This is a genomic window from Pseudoduganella albidiflava (genome assembly GCF_004322755.1).
Lineage (GTDB): Bacteria > Pseudomonadota > Gammaproteobacteria > Burkholderiales > Burkholderiaceae_D > Rugamonas > Rugamonas albidiflava.
Window position 1 is genome coordinate 4447162 of the sequence record NZ_CP036401.1, and the last position, 17184, is coordinate 4464345.

The 17184-nt window shown below is 67.3% G+C and carries 14 protein-coding genes; 6 read left to right on the plus strand and 8 right to left on the minus strand.

Features of this window, described 5'->3' with window-relative positions:
* Positions 1–230: 230 nt before the first annotated feature.
* Together EYF70_RS18290 and EYF70_RS18295 are read left to right on the plus strand one after the other, a co-directional pair.
* On the plus strand, positions 231–2552 hold the full coding sequence (locus EYF70_RS18290) for a TonB-dependent receptor (RefSeq protein ID WP_131146686.1): 2322 nt from the start codon (positions 231–233) through the stop codon (positions 2550–2552).
* Positions 2553–3286: 734 nt separating this feature from the next.
* A complete protein-coding gene (locus EYF70_RS18295; RefSeq protein WP_131146687.1) occupies positions 3287–5692 on the plus strand; it encodes a cellulase family glycosylhydrolase in 2406 nt (801 codons plus the stop codon).
* Positions 5693–5840: 148 nt separating this feature from the next.
* On the opposite strand, the gene EYF70_RS18300 is transcribed toward EYF70_RS18295, so the two are convergent.
* Positions 5841–7559 (minus strand): FAD-dependent oxidoreductase, encoded by a 1719-nt coding sequence (locus EYF70_RS18300; RefSeq protein WP_131146688.1) that lies wholly within the window; start codon positions 7557–7559, stop codon positions 5841–5843.
* Between the two features lie 97 nt (positions 7560–7656).
* A complete protein-coding gene (locus tag EYF70_RS18305) occupies positions 7657–8394 on the minus strand; it encodes an SDR family oxidoreductase (protein WP_131146689.1) in 738 nt (245 codons plus the stop codon).
* Between the two features lie 121 nt (positions 8395–8515).
* Here EYF70_RS18305 and EYF70_RS18310 point away from each other — a divergent pair, with 121 nt between their 5' ends.
* Complete coding sequence (locus EYF70_RS18310) at positions 8516–9457, plus strand: AraC family transcriptional regulator (RefSeq protein WP_229420447.1); 942 nt, start codon at positions 8516–8518, stop codon at positions 9455–9457.
* A 173-nt stretch (positions 9458–9630) separates the two neighbouring features.
* Here EYF70_RS18310 and EYF70_RS18315 read toward each other — a convergent pair whose 3' ends face one another.
* The 4 genes from EYF70_RS18315 to EYF70_RS18330 form a co-directional block, all read right to left on the minus strand.
* Positions 9631–9840: a cold-shock protein gene (locus EYF70_RS18315; protein WP_130185255.1), complete on the minus strand. Its 210-nt coding sequence runs from the start codon at positions 9838–9840 to the stop codon at positions 9631–9633.
* Positions 9841–10212: 372 nt separating this feature from the next.
* A complete protein-coding gene (locus EYF70_RS18320; RefSeq protein WP_131146690.1) occupies positions 10213–10965 on the minus strand; it encodes a DUF2243 domain-containing protein in 753 nt (250 codons plus the stop codon).
* Positions 10966–11044: 79 nt separating this feature from the next.
* On the minus strand, positions 11045–11467 hold the full coding sequence (gene uraH / locus EYF70_RS18325; protein WP_131146691.1) for a hydroxyisourate hydrolase: 423 nt from the start codon (positions 11465–11467) through the stop codon (positions 11045–11047).
* Positions 11468–11492: 25 nt separating this feature from the next.
* On the minus strand, positions 11493–11996 hold the full coding sequence (locus EYF70_RS18330; protein WP_131146692.1) for a GlcG/HbpS family heme-binding protein: 504 nt from the start codon (positions 11994–11996) through the stop codon (positions 11493–11495).
* Between the two features lie 160 nt (positions 11997–12156).
* On the opposite strand from EYF70_RS18330, the gene EYF70_RS18335 reads away from it, so the two are divergent.
* The 3 genes from EYF70_RS18335 (at position 12157) to EYF70_RS18345 (ending at position 15830) form a co-directional block, all read left to right on the plus strand.
* Positions 12157–12849 (plus strand): heavy metal response regulator transcription factor, encoded by a 693-nt coding sequence (locus tag EYF70_RS18335; protein ID WP_131146693.1) that lies wholly within the window; start codon positions 12157–12159, stop codon positions 12847–12849.
* Positions 12819–14261 (plus strand): heavy metal sensor histidine kinase, encoded by a 1443-nt coding sequence (locus EYF70_RS18340; protein ID WP_229420448.1) that lies wholly within the window; start codon positions 12819–12821, stop codon positions 14259–14261. Before EYF70_RS18335 ends, EYF70_RS18340 begins: the two co-directional genes overlap by 31 nt.
* 114 nt (positions 14262–14375) lie before the next feature.
* Positions 14376–15830: a sensor histidine kinase gene (locus EYF70_RS18345; protein WP_131146694.1), complete on the plus strand. Its 1455-nt coding sequence runs from the start codon at positions 14376–14378 to the stop codon at positions 15828–15830.
* An 11-nt stretch (positions 15831–15841) separates the two neighbouring features.
* Here the strand turns inward: EYF70_RS18345 and EYF70_RS18350 are convergent, their stop codons facing one another.
* Both EYF70_RS18350 and EYF70_RS31135 read right to left on the minus strand, forming a co-directional pair.
* The gene (locus EYF70_RS18350; protein WP_229420449.1) at positions 15842–16822 is read right to left on the minus strand and encodes an extracellular catalytic domain type 1 short-chain-length polyhydroxyalkanoate depolymerase; all 981 of its coding nucleotides are present in this window, start codon (positions 16820–16822) and stop codon (positions 15842–15844) included.
* 178 nt (positions 16823–17000) lie between these two features.
* Positions 17001–17141: a hypothetical protein gene (locus EYF70_RS31135; RefSeq protein ID WP_165497727.1), complete on the minus strand. Its 141-nt coding sequence runs from the start codon at positions 17139–17141 to the stop codon at positions 17001–17003.
* Positions 17142–17184 lie beyond the last annotated feature (43 nt).

Genomic DNA, 17184 nt, shown 5'->3' on the forward strand with positions numbered 1-17184 from the left:
CCCCGGCGAAACCGAACGCCTGAGTTTCGATACGACGTATCAGCGTTTGCGATCGTTCGCGCCGCCAGCCATCACCTTCGCCCGGCGATAGCTGGTATCAGCAATTACGGCTTCAGAACGCCGAAATGCCGAACCTATACTCGGTTCCGATCGACCGGCCCCGGCCGGGACAGCACCAGCTGTCGCAGACATCTAGCCGGCACAGATCCGGCATACATCCAGGAGACAAGATGCGCATCCATGCTTACCAGCCGGCCATCGGCCAGCTCACCATCCTCGCCATGAGCCTCGCGGCCATCCAGCCAGCCCTGGCACAGGAAGCCGCGGCCCCTGCCGCCGAAACCGCCACCACCGCCACAGCGGCACCGCAACGCAATACCGGTATCGAGACCGTCGTCGTCACGGCGCAGAAGCGCACGCAGAACATCAAGGAAGTGCCGCTGGCGATCACGGTCGTCAACGCGGCGCAGCTGGAACGCGCCGGCGTGAAGGACATCGGCGACCTGGCGAAAACTGCCGCCGCGCTGGAATTCGGCGACCAGAATTCCACCAGCGGCCCGGGCGGCAGCGCTTCGATCCGCGGTATCGGCACCGCCGTGATGACGACGTCGGCCGAGGGCTCGGTGGGCGTGGTGGTCGATGGCGTGCCGCAGGGTTCCACGGCCAGCGGCCTGATGCTCGACCTGGCGCGCGTGGAAGTGCTGCGCGGCCCGCAGGGCACGCTGTTCGGCAAGAACGCCTCGGCGGGCGTGCTCAATATGTCGACCCAGGCGCCGATGATCGGCGACACCGGCGGCAACGTGCAGCTGGAATACAAGGGCACCTACGGCGCCGCCGTGCGCTCGACGGTCAACCTGCCGATCAACGATATCTCGGCGCTGCGCGTATCCGGCCTGGTCGAACGCAACAAGGGCGTGTACCACAATGTCCACAACGGCAAGGACAGCGTGGCCGACAACGCGGGTATCCGCCTGCGCTACCTGCTGCGCCCGAGCAGTGACCTGTCCATCAACCTGATCGGCGAGGCATCGAACACCCGCGTCGACTACGCGACCTTCTTCGCACCGGCGATCGCGAATGACGTCAACGCCGCCGGCAACCACCGGCCGCTGGCCGAATTCGCCGCCTGCGGCGTGACGGTCTCGCGCACCAACAACCAGATCTGCAGCGATGCCCTGGAGCTGTCGCACAGCAAGGTGCGCGGCCTGTCCGGCCAGGTCGACTGGACCCTCGGCGACGGGTCGACGCTGACCTCCATCACCGCGTGGCGCGAGCGCAACGTGGGCCCGAACTCGAGCGGCATCGACATGTCGCTCGGCTACGACAAGATCCGCAACCTGACGCCCGCGCAGGAAGCAAAGCAGTTTTCCCAGGAGCTGCGCATCGCATCGCCGAGCGGCCGGCAGCTGGAGTACGTGGCCGGCCTGTTCTATGCGGACTCGGAGATCGACAAGCAGACCATCACGACGATCCAGCCCAACCCCGCCCTGCCCGCCGCCGTGCCGCGCTCGATCGTCACCGACACGACCGAACACGCCAGGATGACGACGAAGGCGGTGTTCGGCCAGGCCACCTGGCGCTTCACGCCGGCCACCAGCCTGGTCGCGGGCCTGCGCTACACGAAGGATGCCGTATCCGCCAATTACATCGAAGGCAGCACGGTGAACTTCGCCGCGTTCAGCGTACCGACCACGATCAAGACCGCCAGCGGCGATACGGGCGAGACCAATGTCTCGGGCAAGGTGGGCTTGCAGCATACGCTGTCGAAGCAGGCCAATGTGTATGCGACGCTGAGCCGCGGCTACAAGGGTCCGCAGGTCGACAACTCGTCGCCCGTCAGCGCCGCCACCACGCCAGGCGCTTACACGGGCAAGCTGGTGAACCCGGAACTGCCGACCAGCGTGGAACTGGGCACCAAGCTGTCGCTGCTGGACCGCCGCCTCGATGTCGACCTGGCCCTGTTTCACACGAAGATCAAGGATTTCCAGGAACAGAACTGCACGCTGACCGCGGTAGGCGCATTGAGCTGCATCCCGTTGAACGTGCCGGAAGTGACCAGCAAGGGCTTCGAGGCCGACCTGCGTGCCCGCCCGCTGCCGCAGCTGCAACTGGGCCTGTCGATGGCCGTGATCCTCGACACCGCCTACCCGACGGGCTTCATCTTCGATGGCCAGGACGTGGGCGGCAGGCGCCTGCTGTACTCGCCGAAGCAGAAGGTCACCGCATCGGCCGACTACAGCTGGGACCTGCCGGGCGAATACGAACTGCGCCTGGGCGGCGACCTGGTGTACAAGAGCCGCGTGCGCTACTGCAATTCGATCGACGACAACTGCAGCTTCCGCGGCCACACGATCTCCTCGCTGCGCCTGTCGCTGAACGCGCCGGACAACAAGTGGAGCGCGCAACTGTACGCGCGCAACCTGAACGACACGCGGGTACCGAACGCCATCATCTATCCGCTGCCCGGCAAGGGCGCCGGCTCCGGCTTCGCTTACGGCCTGGGCGAGAACTCGTTCCGGCGCGTGGGGGTGACGGTGGATTACCGGTTCTGAGGTAGCTGGACGGGGCCGGCCGATGCCGGCCCCGTTGTTCTCGCAAGTCTCGCGTCACGTCGCCCCCCAGATCGGCCGGCAAGCCACAATGCCGCTCGGATAAACCCACCCAAAGTGCAAATTCCGGGGTCAGATACCGCCGGGGTGAAGCAGGGGTTTCGCGAAGCATGCTTCGCGCCTGCGCAACGGTGCTGGCATGCATGCCAGCACTCCTCCCTGACCCCAGCCCTTCGCCGTTGGGGTGAATGCATGCGCTTTCAATGTGTCGGCTAATGCTTGACTAAGCGGCATTCCTGGCAAGCCTCGCCTTGTCATTCGAGGCAAGCACCTCGCCCCCTGATCTCCGACGCCGGTGAATACACGTTCACCTCCTGGTCCGAGGCTCCTGTTGACCCTCCTCCCCCATAGCTGCGGGCGCCGCGACAGGCATCGTGCATTCCCCCGGTTGACATGGAACACGACATAAAACATACTTAAATGGAAACGATTCCAAATGTGATTAAAAACGATTCCCAAAATCCATAAGACGGAGACAGAACATGGCTGGAATGCGAAGGAAGCACTTGACTGGCAGCCGGGTCGCACCATTCGGCAGCGCCGCGCGAGGGACACTGGTGGGTGGTTTAATGGCTACCGCGCTATTGGCGGGTTGCGGTGGTGGCAGTACATCGGCGCCTTCTCCGGCACCGGCGCCAGCCCCGGCACCGTCACCTGCGCCATCCCCGGGCCCGGCCATGTTGAAGACCGATGGCACCAAATGGGTGGACGCCGACGGCAGGCAGGTCCTGCTGAAGGGCACCAACCTCGGTAACTGGCTGGTGCAGGAGTTCTGGATGATGGACCAGGGTGGCAACGGCGTGACGGACCAGTGCACGCTGGAGGCCAAGCTGACGGAGCGCTTCGGCTATGAAGAGAAGGAACGCCTGATCAAACTGTTCCGCGACAGCTGGATGACGGAGCGCGACTGGGACCAGCTGAAGGTCTTCGGCTTCAACGTGGTTCGCTTGCCCATCCTGTGGAGCGTCATCGAAGACGAGAGGAAGCCGAAGACCTTGCGCGCGGACGCGTGGAAATACCTGGACTGGAGTATCGCCGAGGCGAAAAAGCGCGGCATGTATGTCATTCTCGACCTGCACGGCGCCCCCGGCGGGCAGACACCCAACGACCACACGGGATGCGCCGGGCAGAACAAGTACTGGACCGATGCGGATGCGCAGGAGCGGACGCGCTGGCTGTGGCAACAGATCGCGACCAGGTACAAGGACGAACCCGTGGTCGCAGCCTACGACCCGCTCAACGAGCCCTGGGGCTCGACGGCCGACGCCATGGTCACGCGCATCGAGGAGCTGTACAAGACCATCCGGGCCATCGATTCCAGGCACATCGTGCTGCTGCCCAGCCACTACGGCAGCATCGACGCCTATGGCGACCCGGCTGCCAAGGGCTTCACCAACGTGGCCTTCGAGCTTCACCCCTATCCCGGCCTGTTCGGCGACCGGCCGGGCGACACACCCTACATGGTCCACCGCGACTGGCTGCTGTGCGGGCCGACCGGCGCAACGGGCGTGTGCGCGTACAGCAAGCAATTGAGCGGCCTGAAGATCCCGCTGCTCATGGGCGAGTTCCAGCCCTGGCAAGGTGCGGGCGTGGACCTGGGTGGGCAGATCGGCCGGGCAACTTATGACACGTATGCCAGCTACGGCTGGGCATCCACCTCGTGGTCCTACAAGGTGGTCAGCGCGGCAGGGGGCACGGGCAATGGCACGTGGGGAATGGTGACCAATGCGGTCAATACCAGCCTCGACACGGGCGTCGGCCTGGTCGCCAAGGCCAGCACCTGGGACTGCGCGGGCTGGAACGCCAGCTTTGCAAACGCCTGCGCGAAGAAGGCCGCCACCATCAGGGTGGGCGGCACTGGCCCGAAGACCTACTACTTCGTCATCAAGACCGGCGCGCTGGCCGGCAGCGACCCGGATGTGAGCTTCGACAAGATCAGCATCGTCGACACCGGTTCCAGCGCGGAGGTCATCACGAACGGCGAATTCCGCTCGAATGCCGGTTGGACCACGCTGGTGATCGATGGCAGCCTGTCGCTGGACTTCAATGACAGGACGGCCGGGAAGACCCCGGCGGGAAGCAGCGGCGCCGTGTTGCGCGTCACCCGCCCCGCCGGTGTCAGCGGCGGGATCAATGGTGGCGTCTATCAGGCGATCACGCTGCAAGGCGGCAGGACGTACACCTTGAGCGGCGTCTTCAAGGACAACGGCAGCGCCAATACCTGGGCCGAGATGTACCTGCTCGACAAGCCACCCGTTGCAGGCAAGGACGTCGTCGACATGAATGGCAAAGTGGACTTCACCACCGCCACCGTGGCCGAGATCGAGACGCTGTTCAAGAGCTACGCAACGCAGCCCTACGAAGCTCACCCGGGCCTGGTCAAATGGATGGCCGGCACGACGGCTCCCGAGGTATTCAAGCTGCCGGCGCGGCCTGCCGGCCTGAAACTGACCGAAGGCGCGGGAGGCAATGTGCTCGCCTGGGACGCCAGCACGGATGCCAGGGTCGCCGGCTACAACGTCTATCGAAGCACCAGCGTGGCAGGCAGCTACGCGAAGGTGGCCGACAAGCTCGCGACGCCCGCGTATACCGACACCACTGCCGCAGCTGGCACCACGTACTACTACGCCGTGACCGCTCTCACGGCCGCCGACGAGAGCTTCCACAGTGATGTTGCCAGCACCAGCATCAAGCACGTACCGGTACCGGCGACGCTCCAGGCGGAAGACTTCACCGCCATGAGCGGTGTCCAGACGGAGACCTGCAGCGACACTGGCGGCGGCCAGAACGTCGGCCACTTCGACGCCGACGACTACGTCGAGTACAAGATCAGCGTGGCGACCGCCGGCAACTTCACCATCGACTACCGTGTCGCGACCGCCAGCGGCAGTACCGGCTTCGAGGTCTGGGTGGATGGCGTGAAAGCCGTGGGTGCCATGCCTGTGCCCAGCACGGGCGGCTGGCAAACCTGGAGCACGCAGACGAGCGTTCCCTTCGCCATGACCGCGGGAGAGCACACACTGCGCCTGAAGTCCGTCGGGAAGGAGTGGAATCTGAACTGGCTGAAGGTGAACGCCCGATAAAGGGCGATGAAGAACCTGTCCCGGCAGGGACGGGTTCCTGGACGACACACCTGGTTATTCCGGCCTGGCCCGGGTGTAACGCATGCCGCGATGGATGCGCGTGGAAGAGAGCCCGAATCGCGACCGCCGCGCTTCCGGCGCGAAGAAATCAGCGTTCCATGGCCAGGTACGCATGGATCTGCGCCACCACCTGCGCGCCCTCCCCCACGCCGGCCGCCACCCGTTTCGTCGAACCGGCGCGCACGTCGCCGATCGCGAACACGCCGGGCACGCTGGTTTCCAGCGTCGAACGTGACGCCGTGGCAGGCGCCGTGACCGCGTCGCCGGTGCGGATGAAGCCCTGCGCGTCGACTTCCACGCCGCAGTCGCCCAGCCAGTCCGTGTTCGGCTCGGCGCCGATGAACAGGAAGACCCGGCATACCTTGCACTCGCTTTCTCCCAGTGTGCGGTGGTTACGCCAGCGCACCGCCTGCAAGCCTTCGTCGTCACCCTCCAGCGCCACGATTTCCGTGTGCGGATGCAGTTCGATGTTCGGCGTGGCGCGAATGCGTTCGATCAGGTAGGTGGACATGGTGGCCTTCAGGCCGTCGCCACGCACCAGCATGTGGACCCTGGCGGCATGGGCGGACAGGAACACGGCCGCCTGCCCCGCCGAATTGCCGCCGCCGACCAGGATCACTTCCGCGCCGGCGCACAGGTTCGCCTCGATGCGCGAGGCCCAGTAGTAGATGCCGCGGCCTTCGAACTGCTTGATGTTGGCGAGCGACGGCCGCCGGTAGCGGGCACCGCAGGACAGCACCACCGTGCGGCCCAGCACGCGCCGGCCATCGGCCAGTTCCAGCGCCAGTGGCGATGCATCACAGGCCAGATGCCTTGCCGCCATCGGGATGGCCACCTCGACGCCGAACTTCATCGCCTGCACGTAGGCACGGCCGGCCAGCGCGCCGCCGGAGATCCCGGTGGGAAAGCCCAGGTAGTTCTCGATGCGCGCGCTGGCGGCGGCCTGGCCGCCGAACGCGCGCTGCTCCAGCGCCAGCACGGACAGGCCTTCGGAGCCCGCGTAGACGGCGGTGGCCAGGCCCGCCGGGCCGGCACCGACCACGATCACGTCCCATACCTTGTCCGCCGGGAGTTCAGGCAGCATGCCCAGGCAGCGGCCCATGTCGGCGAAGGAGGGGTTCATCAGCACGCTGCCATCCGGGCACACGACGAGCGGCCAGTCGTCTGCCGTGGGGCGGTAATGCTCGCACAGCGCGCGGGCGTCTTCTTCCCCGTCCGGTTCGAGCACCGTGTGCGGATGGCCGTTCGCCGTCAGGAAGCTTTGCAGGTGGAACACGTTCGGGTGGCCCGGCGGGCCCACCAGGACCGGGCCGCCGGAACCGGATTCGATCAGGTTTACGCGGCGCAGGATCAGCGCGCGCACGATGCGTTCGCCCAGCTCGGCCTCGGCGATCACCAGGGCGCGCAACTGGTCGGCGGGAATCACCAGTGCCTCGACCGGGCCGACCGCCGTCACGTTCACCAGCGAAGGCCGGCCGGCGAGCTGCGACACCTCGGCCGTGAACTCGCCCGGCCCGTGCTCCTTGACGAGCGCCGAGTTGCCCAGGCCGTCGTAGCGGTGCGAGGCCATGCGGCCGGCCAGCACCAGCACCATGCCGAATGGCGTGAAACCGGCCTCCAGGATGCGCACGCCGTCGGCATAGTGGCGCACGGTACCGAAGCGCAGCAGGCGCTGCACCTCGTGCTCGGCCAGCACCGGGAAGATCTGGTGCCGGCGCTGTTCGATGGAGGCCGCGACTGCCGGCACCTGCTCGTCGCGGCTGCCTTCGGGCAGGAATTGCGGGGAATGGGTCTGCTGGTTCGCCATGGTGCATCCACGTTGTGCTCGAACCGGAGAGTGTAGCGGATGACGGACCGCACCCGCGCTTTGCGTGCCGGTTGCCGCACCGTGCCCCGTGCTCCCGTCAGTACGGGCTGGCGGTCGGCCGCACGATGATCTCGCTGACATCCACGTCGGCCGGCTGTTCGATGGCGAAGTGGATGGTGCGGGCGATCGCGTCCGGCTTGATGGCGATCTTGCGGAAGCCGCGCATTTCCTCGCGGCCGCCCGGGTCCGAGATCGACTCGGCCAGCTCCGATTCCACCACGCCGGGGGAGACGACGGTGACGCGGATGTCGCCACCCACTTCCTGCCGCAAGCCTTCGGAAATCGCCGCGACGGCGAACTTGGTGGCGCAGTACACGGCGGCGGTCGGGCTGACGGTGTAGGCGCCGATCGAGGCCAGGTTGATGATCTGCCCGCTCTTCTGGCGCTGCATCACCGGCAGCGCGGCGGCGATGCCGTGCAACACGCCGCGCACGTTCACGTCGATCATGCGGTTCCATTCGTCGACCTTGAGCGCTTCCAGCTTCGACAGCGGCATCACGCCGGCGTTGTTGACGATGACATCGACGCGGCCATGCCGGTCCAGCGCGAAGTCGACGAACTGCTGCATGCTTTCGAGACTCGTCACATCGAGCTTGCGCACGGCCGCCGATCCGCCCTCGGCGGCGATCCGGGCGGCCAGTTCCTCCAGCCGGTCGGTGCGCCGCGCACCCAGGATGACGTGCATGCCGCGCGCGGCGAGGTGGCTGGCGGTGGCTTCGCCGATGCCGCTGCTGGCACCGGTGATCAGGACGACTTTTCGTTCTGCTGCGTTCATGGTGTTCTCCGTGTTGGGTTGCGATGGAAGCAGTATGGGCGTTCGCACCGGCGTGGAAAATATCCATTAATATTCGCCGGTTGCCTGATTCTCCAATCCCTTTCCAGACCCAGGATCCGCCGTGAATGCACCCTTGAACGACTCGCGTCAACGCCGCATCGTCAGCCTGCTGGAGCGCCTGGCGCCGCACGAGGGCTACACACTGTCGGCCCTGCCCGGCCTGAAATTCATGCGCGCCAATGGCAGAATCCCGCGCACGCCGGTCATGTACGAACCCTGCATCGTCGTCGTCTGCCAGGGCCGCAAGCGCGGCTTCCTCGGCGACACGGCCTATGTCTACGATGCGCACCACTACCTGGTGCTGTCGGTGCCGCTGCCGTTCGAGTCCGAGACCGAAGCCAGCCCCGCCGAGCCGATGCTGGCGGTGTCCGTGCCGATCGACCTGAAGGTGGCGGCCGAACTGGTGCTGGCCCTGGAGCAGAAGCACCGGCAGCGCGCCGCGCAGCCGGCCGGCATCGTCTCGACACCGCTCGACGATGCGATGGGCGACACGCTGCTGCGCCTGCTCGAAGCGCTGCAGACGGATGCCGATGCGGCCATCCTGGGCCCCGGCATCGTGCGCGAACTGGTGTACCGGGTGCTCACGGGCCCGCAGGGCGGCGCGATCCATGCGGCGCTCACCCAGCAAAGCCACTTCGGCAAGATCGGCAAGGCGCTGCGGCGCATCCATGCGAACTACGACCGCCCGATCGACGTCGGCACGCTGGCCAGCGAGGCCGGCATGAGCGTGGCGGCGTTCCATGCGCACTTCAAGGCGGTCACGCAAACCACGCCGATCCAGTACCTGAAGACGACACGCCTGCACAAGGCGCGGCTGCTGATGGTGCAGGATGGCCTGACCGCGGCCACCGCCTGCCACCGCGTGGGCTATGAAAGCAGCTCGCAGTTCAGCCGCGAGTTCAAGCGCTTCTTCGGGCGCACGCCGGCGCTGGAGGCGGCCGAAATGAAGAATGCGCTGATGCAGATGCCGGCCAGCCCGGCTGGCGCCGTCACGATGCAGTAGGCGCGGCGGATGCGGTAGATGCGGTAGATGCTTGGATGCCTGAATGCCTGGATGCGAAAAGCCCACCGGCAGGCATGCTGCGGGTGGGCTTTTGCTGTGCGGGTTGCACGCCTGGCGGCGCCCACGCTATCTGCGTGGTGCGGGCCGGCGCGCAGCCTGGCCGCTGGGATCGGTCAGATCGCGCGGATATTGCCGGCTTTTTCGCCTTTCGGGCCGGTCGAGCGTTCGAACGACACGCGCTGGTTTTCGGAAAGGCTCTTGAAACCTTCCGATTGAATATCCTGGAAATGGGCGAACAAATCGCCGCCGCCTGCGTCAGGCGTAATGAAGCCGAAGCCCTTGGAATCGTTGAACCATTTTACGGTGCCGGTTTGAGTAGTCATTTAATCAGTCCTTTAAATATTGCATGGGCAAGACGCCCGGGTGCACGGTCGACCAAGAGGGATAACGGAGGAAATCAAACAGGACCGCCAAATGACCCTGGGGGCATACGGCGAGGCGGGAGAGAAAAACCAACAATAACAACGACTTGATGTAGTGCGAGACGAAAGATACAGCACATTGCCGGGAATGCCCAGTGATTTCTGGCTTATTTTCGGATTATTTTCAATGACCCGGTTCGACTGTCTTTGGATATTTTCTCCATCGGAATTTTCAGGCCGGCTTATCGCCCCTGTTTCCCAGCCATATTTACTGGCTGAATTTCCCGGCCAAATCGCCGGCAAAGTCCCAGAAAATATCGCCGGAGGTGCGCACTACACCTTGCTCCACCCGATGCAGCCGGCCGGCAGCCCCGTGCCGCCCACCAGCACCGCGCCGTGGCGGTAGAAGCGCCAGCGCTTGTCCTTCGGCACGGCCACCAGCACCACGCCCATCGGGCGGTCGCTCCACACCAGGCGCGCTTCGCTGGCATCGAGCGCATCGAAGACCTGCGCCGGCGTGGTGCCCGGCGCGAAGACGACGGCCGTGAAATCCTGCCCCGGCGGCTCGCGCAAGGCCCAGCCGCCGGCCAGCGCGGTGCCCGTGGCGAACACCAGCAGCGCGGCGGTGGCGCTGCCGGGCCCGGACGGGCGGCCGCGCAGCCACCAGCCCAGCGCCAGCGGCACCAGGCCGAACACGGCCAGCCACAGCACGTCCCAGAACAGCGGGTCGGGCGTATCGAGGCGGATGCGGTGGATGCGCAGGATCCAGTGCGCCAGGCCCACGTCGATCAGGTTCCAGACGCCGAATCCCAGCAGCACGGCGGCGGCCAGCGCCGTCGCGCCGGGCGCCGGGACGCCCCGCCGGCGGGCCTGCCACAGGCCCCACAGGCCGGCCACCGCGATCACGTACATCAGCACGTGGAAATAGCCGTCCCACATGACCTGCAGCCGCAGGTCGTCCATGCCCGGCACCAGGCTGAGGAAATGGTGCCACTGCAAGACCTGGTGCAGCAGGATTCCGTCGAAGAAGCCGCCCAGGGCGATCCCGAGCACGAAACTCCATCTCATCCAGGGCGATTTCAGCATCGGCCAGCTCCGTTATGTGTGTGGTTTCGAGCGATCACATGGAGCGGCGAGTATAGGAAAGCCGGAGAGATGGCGGCGCTCAATTCCCCCGATAGGTGGAGTAGCCGAATGGGCTGAGCAGCAATGGCACGTGGTAGTGCTGTGCCGCCGCGCCCACGTGGAACTCGACCGGGATGCGGGGGAAGAAGGTGTCCTGCTTCAGGCGGGCATAGTGCTCGCCCGTCTCGAACACGATGCGGTAGTCGCCGGCGGGCATCGCGCGCTCTTCCGGGAACAGGGCGGGAATGCGGCCTTGCGCATTGGTGACGCCGGCGGCGAGCGCGCGCCAGCCTTCGCCGGCACGCTGCTCCAGCGTGACACGGATGCCTGCGGTGGGCTGGCCGCTCTGCAGGTCGAGCACGTGGACGCTGAGCGGGTTGGGCGCCGTCGCGGCCATGGCCGGGGCGGTGGACAGCAGGCCGGCAAACAGGCCGGCGGCGAGGATGTGCCTGATCGGATACATGGTGTTTTCCTTGATGAGTGAAAAGTCAGTCGGTGGCCGGCTGGTCGAGTTCCGGCATGGCGCGGATCGCCGCCACGGCGCAGGCATGGTCGTTGACCGCCCCGCCGCCGCCCGCGACGCCGATCGCGCCCACCACCTGCCCTGCCGCGGCCACCGGCACGCCGCCGCCGAGGAGCAGCAGTTCGGGCAGCGCGGCCAGGTTGCGCGCATCGGGATTGGCCGCCGCGGCGCGGGCCAGGGTCAGCGTCGCGGTGCGGGTCGACAGCGCCGTATAGGCCTTGCGCCGGCTCGCCTCGATGTTGTGCGGGCCCACGGTGTCCGCGCGCTGCAGCGCCAGCAGGTTGCCGCCGCGGTCGAGCACCGCGGCCACGATCGCGCGGTCCTGGCGCCGGCACGCGTCGAGGGCGCCGGCCACCAGGCGGCTGGCGGTCTGCAGCGTCAGGTCGGGCTGCTGGCGCACCTGGCCGGCGGCGGGCAGCGCCGCCAGCGTGGCCAGCAGGGCAAGCAGGCGGACAGTGAGACGGGACATGGCATTCTTTCCTTGCATGGTGTTCTTTCGTTGCCGTTCTTTCGTGACTTGAAGCGCCATTGTGGCTGCCGCCCGGCCACGGCCGCATGACCGCCAGATGACAATTTCGTCATCCAGCGCCGGCCCGCGCAGGCATACAATGGGGCTTTGCGCGGCGCCCATGACCATCCTCCTGATCGAAGACGAGCCGAAAACCGGCGACTACCTGCAGCGCGGCCTGGCCGAATCCGGGTTCGCCGTCCGCCTCGCGCGCAATGGCCGCGACGGCCTGGCCATCGCGCGCGAAGGCGGCATCGACCTGGTGGTGCTCGACGTGATGCTCCCCGGCATGGATGGCTGGCAGGTCCTGGCAGCGCTGCGTGGCGCACCGGCGACCGAACAGATCCCCGTGCTGTTCCTGACCGCGCGCGACGAAGTGCACGACCGCGTGCGCGGCCTGGAACTGGGCGCCGACGACTACCTCGTCAAGCCGTTCGCGTTCGTCGAACTGGTGGCGCGGCTGCGCACGCTGCTGCGGCGCGGTCCGGTGCGGGAGGATGAACTGATCCGCATCGGCGGCCTGGAGATCGACGTGATCCGCCGCCGCGTGCGCCGCGACGGCACGCCGGTCGTGCTGACGGCCCAGGAATTCGCCCTGCTGCACCTGCTGGCGCGGCGCGAAGGCCAGGTGCTGTCGCGCTCCCTGATCGCCTCGCAGGTGTGGGACATGAATTTCGACAGCGATACCAACGTGATCGACGCGGCGGTGCGCCGGCTGCGCCGCAAGATCGACGATCCCTTCCCGCAAAAGCTGATCCACACCCGGCGCGGCATGGGCTATGTGTGCGAGGTGGAACCGGCGGCCGGCGCGTGATGGCGGGCCTGCGCGGTTCGCTGGCGGCGCGCGTGACCGCCATGTTCGTGCTGATCGTCGCGCTGGCGGCGGCCGGACTCGGTACCTGGCTGTACCTGTCCTTCGTGGCGGAAATCGAACGGCGCGACGATCTCGCGCTGCTGGGCAAGCTGCGGCAGATCCAGCTGCTGCTCGGCCGCCCGGGCGCAGCCGGCCTGCTGCGCACCCAGCCCGACCTGTTCCGCGACACCATGAGCGGCCAGGAGAATTCGCTGGTGCGCTTCGTGGCGCCGGACGGCACCGTGCTGGCCGACATCAACCCCGGCGACGAGCGTTATCCAATCCCTCCGGCCACCGGTGCCACGCCCGGGCGCGGGGCTATCGCGAGCTGGACCAGCCGCGCCGGCGCCCCGGGCCGCGTGGTGGCGGGCACCGCCAGGCTGGGCAGCGGCACCGCCACGCCCACGGTCACGGTCATCGTCGCCCGTGCCTACGCCGACCGGAGCGCCATGCTCACCCGCTTCCGCCACCGCATCGCCGGCGCGGCCGCCATCAGCGCCCTGGCCGCGGCACTGTGCGCCGCGTGGATGCTGCACCGGGGGCTGCGGCCGCTGCGCGTGGTGGCCCGCCACGCGGCGCTGGTGCGGCCCGGTACGCTGGGCCACCGGCTCGAGGCCGGCGATGCCCCATCGGAACTGCAGCCGCTGGTCGGCGCCCTCAATGCCATGCTGGCGCGGCTGCAGGAAGGCTATGCGCGCCTGTCGGCCTTTTCCGCCGACCTCGCGCATGAATTCCGCACGCCGGTCGCCAACCTGCTCGGCCAGAGCCAGGTCATGCTGGCCCGGCCGCGCAGCACCGCCGAGTACGAAGGGCTGCTGGCCTCGAACATCGAAGAACTGGAGCGGCTCGCCCGCATGATCGAAAGCATGCTGTTCCTGGCCCGCGCCGGGCAGGACGAGGTGGCGCCGGCCAGCCAGCCCCTGCGGGCGCTGGACGAACTGGCGAAGGTGGCTGATTTCTACGAAGGCATGGCGGAAGATCGAGGCCTGCACCTGGCGTGCGCGGGCGACGGCGTGGTGCTGGCCGATCCCGCCCTGCTGCGGCGCGCGCTGGCCAACCTGCTGTCGAACGCCGTGCGGCATGCCAGCCCGGGCAGCACGATCGTGCTGCGCGCCGAAGCGGGAGCCGGCGGCACCACGCTGAGCGTTGAAAACACCGGCACGCCGATCGCGCCGGAACACCTGCCGCACCTGTTCGAGCGCTTTTACCGGGCCGACGCGGCACGCGGCCATGGCGACGCTTCCACCGGCCTCGGCCTGTCGATTGTTCGCGCGATCATGGCGCTGCACGGGGGGACGGCAACCGTGCATGCCGGGGAGGATCGCGTCCGGTTCACGCTGCACTTTCCGGCCGGCGGCCACGGCCAGCGCTGACGGCCCGTGGCCGGACACCGCGCGGTGGTGATTTCAGGTTAATATTCACCATCAACCTGCCGGCACACGACCTGCCGGTCTATCGAGGCTGAACCGGCCAAACATGGAACTGCGATGAATCTGGCTACCGACCACGATTACGATGGCAAGCGCTTGTCCGATGGAGCGAACAGGGAGGCACACCAGGGAACGGAGCAGGACGCGCAGGCGATGGCACATCAGGTGGCACTTGAGGTGGCCAATCAGGTGGCCAATGAGGTAGCCAATGAGGTGGCCAATGAGATAGCGAACGCGGCAGCGAATGAGCTGGCCCATGAGGCGGCACATCCGGTGACAAGCGCAGCCGATGAGGTGGCCAACGAGGTGGCCAATGAGGCGGCTCGTGTGACGGCAGCCCAGGCGGCAGACCACGCAGACCAGGCAGCCCATCAGGGAGCGCGCGAGCTGCTGTCGATCCGCGAGGCCGTGCTCGACCATTGGGAAGCCTCGGTCCGGGCCCAGATCAAGGGCGCCGCCGAGCTGCTCGGCCCGGCGCTGACCGACAACCTGCCCAATCTCTACGACAACCTCGCCGAGGCGATCAGCCCCGGCCAGGCCCGCGAAACCGCCACCCAGCACACCACGGCCGCCATGTCCCATGGCAGCGAGCGTGCGCGCATGACCTGTTTCGGCCCGGACGAAGTCTTGCGCGAATACCAGCTGTTCCGGGATGCCATCCGCGATGTCGCCCAGGCGCGCGGCATCCGCTGGCCGGCGGACGTATGGGCCACCATCAGCCGGTCCATCGAGATCGCCGCCTGCGAATCGCTGCGCGAATATGCCGCCACGCACGAGGCGCTGCGCCGGCGCGTGGCGGCCGCGCTGTCGCACGACATGCGCGCGCCGCTGGGAGTGATCGCCACCGGCGCGCAGCTCGTCGCCCAGACCGGCGACCTGGACGTGGCCCGGCGCTCCGCCGACAAGATCCTGCGCCACGCCGGGCGGCTCGAATCGATGATGGGTGAACTGCTCGAGGCGCTGACGGTCATGCGCGAAGCCTTGCCGCCGCTCGCGCTGGCGCCGTTCGACATGCGCGACCTGGCGCTGGATGTCGCCCGCCAGTTCGGCGAGCAGGGTGGCGGCCCGTTCACCGTCACCGGCGAAAACGTCGAAGGCCACTGGTGCGTGCCGACCATGCGCCGGGCACTGGAAAACCTGGTCGCCAACGCCGTCAAGTACGGCGCGGGCGGCGCGGTCCGGATCGACGTTTCAAGTGGCCGGGGCAGGCTGTCGCTGTCGGTCCACAACAGCGGGCCGGCCATTCCCGCCGAGCGGCGCGAACGCATTTTCGGCTACCTGTTCCGCTATGGCGGCCCGGGCACCGTGGGCTGGGGCATCGGCCTGCCCTTCGTGCGCGACGTGGCCGAAGCGCATGGCGGCAGCGTATCGGTCGACAGTTCCGACGAGGATGGCACCACCTTCACGATCGACGTGCCGGTCGATTGCCGGCCATTCGTCCGGCGCACCGCGGACGGCCTGCGCGCCGCGCCGGAGGAACACGACGCCGCGGGGACAGGCCAACACGGATGAGGTAGCGGCCGTCAGGCCGCGGCCGCATATCCCACGTTGCGGAAGAAGCGCAGCATCTCGGCGCTGGCCGACGGACCCTTCTCGTCGGCATAGCTGCCGCGCGCACTGCCGCCCGACCAGGCATGGCCCGCGCCGTGGATCACCCAGTGCTCGGCAAGCACCGCGCCACCCGGACCGCGGTGGACTTCGCGGGTGAAGTCGCGCCCGTGCAGCATGCCCGTTTCCTTGACCACCTCGGTGCCCTGCGCATCGTTGGCGCAGGTAGCGCTCAGCGTATGCCTGACCACCGTGTGCCCGTTGGCGCTGTGGACGGTCTGGTCGTTATCGCCATGGAAAACGATGACGGGCACGGCCTGTTGCGCCAGCACGGCCGCCTGGTCGATCGATGCGCCGTTGCGCATCGCTTCCATCGCGGTGGCGGTATCGGTGGCGCAGCCGAGCGGCAGGCCGGAATGGCAGCCCACCGCCGCATAGATGTCCGGGTAGGCGGACCCCAGCACCACGGCCATGGCGGCACCCGCGGACAGGCCGGCGACGAATACGCGGCCGGCCGGTACGCCATGGGCCTCCATCACTTCCCGCGTGGCGCCGGCAATCAGCGCGGCATCGCCCTGGCCACGCTGCTGGTGCGCCTTGTCGAACCAGTTCCAGCAGCCGCCCACCATGCCGAACGTGGTCTGCTCGGGATACATCACCAGGCAGCCCGCCTCCTCGGCATGCCGGTTCATGTCGGTACCGTTGGCGAAATCGTCGGCGCTCTGGCCACAGCCGTGCAGCATCACGACCAGCGTGGGATCGTGGCCCGTGAACGACGCGGGAATGTACAGTTTGTAGGCCAGCGATCCCTGGCTGGAGTCGAAGGTCCTGTTGAGGAAGCGGGGCGTCCTGGCAGCAGTAGTGGCGACAGCACTGGCAGCAGCACTGGAAGTCACCCCGATGTCGCCCGGCATGACCGCCGGGTCGTTCGTTGCACCGTGAAAGCTCAGGGGCATGAACGCCAACCGCGTCCACTGTTCACATAAGGCTTGTATCATTGAAGACTCCTGTAGAGGTATCGGGTCTCCTGCATGTTTTTTTTGATACTTTACCTGCTGACCAGCTGACACGGCAGGCTTGAATGCCTGTGCGGATGTAGGACGTTGCCTCGCCAGCGCGGTTTTCCCGGTTGCGCTACCTTTCCGCGGCGTGCGCCAATGCGACACAGCGACGCGCCAGGATGGCGGTGGGATCGAGCAATTCCACGGTCCGGCCGCCGATCGCGAACGCCGGGTGCTCCGGCAGGATCAGCGGCAGTTCGGTACAGCCTTCCACCGTGCAGCCCTGCGGCGCCGGGCACGATTGCAGCCCGGCCGCG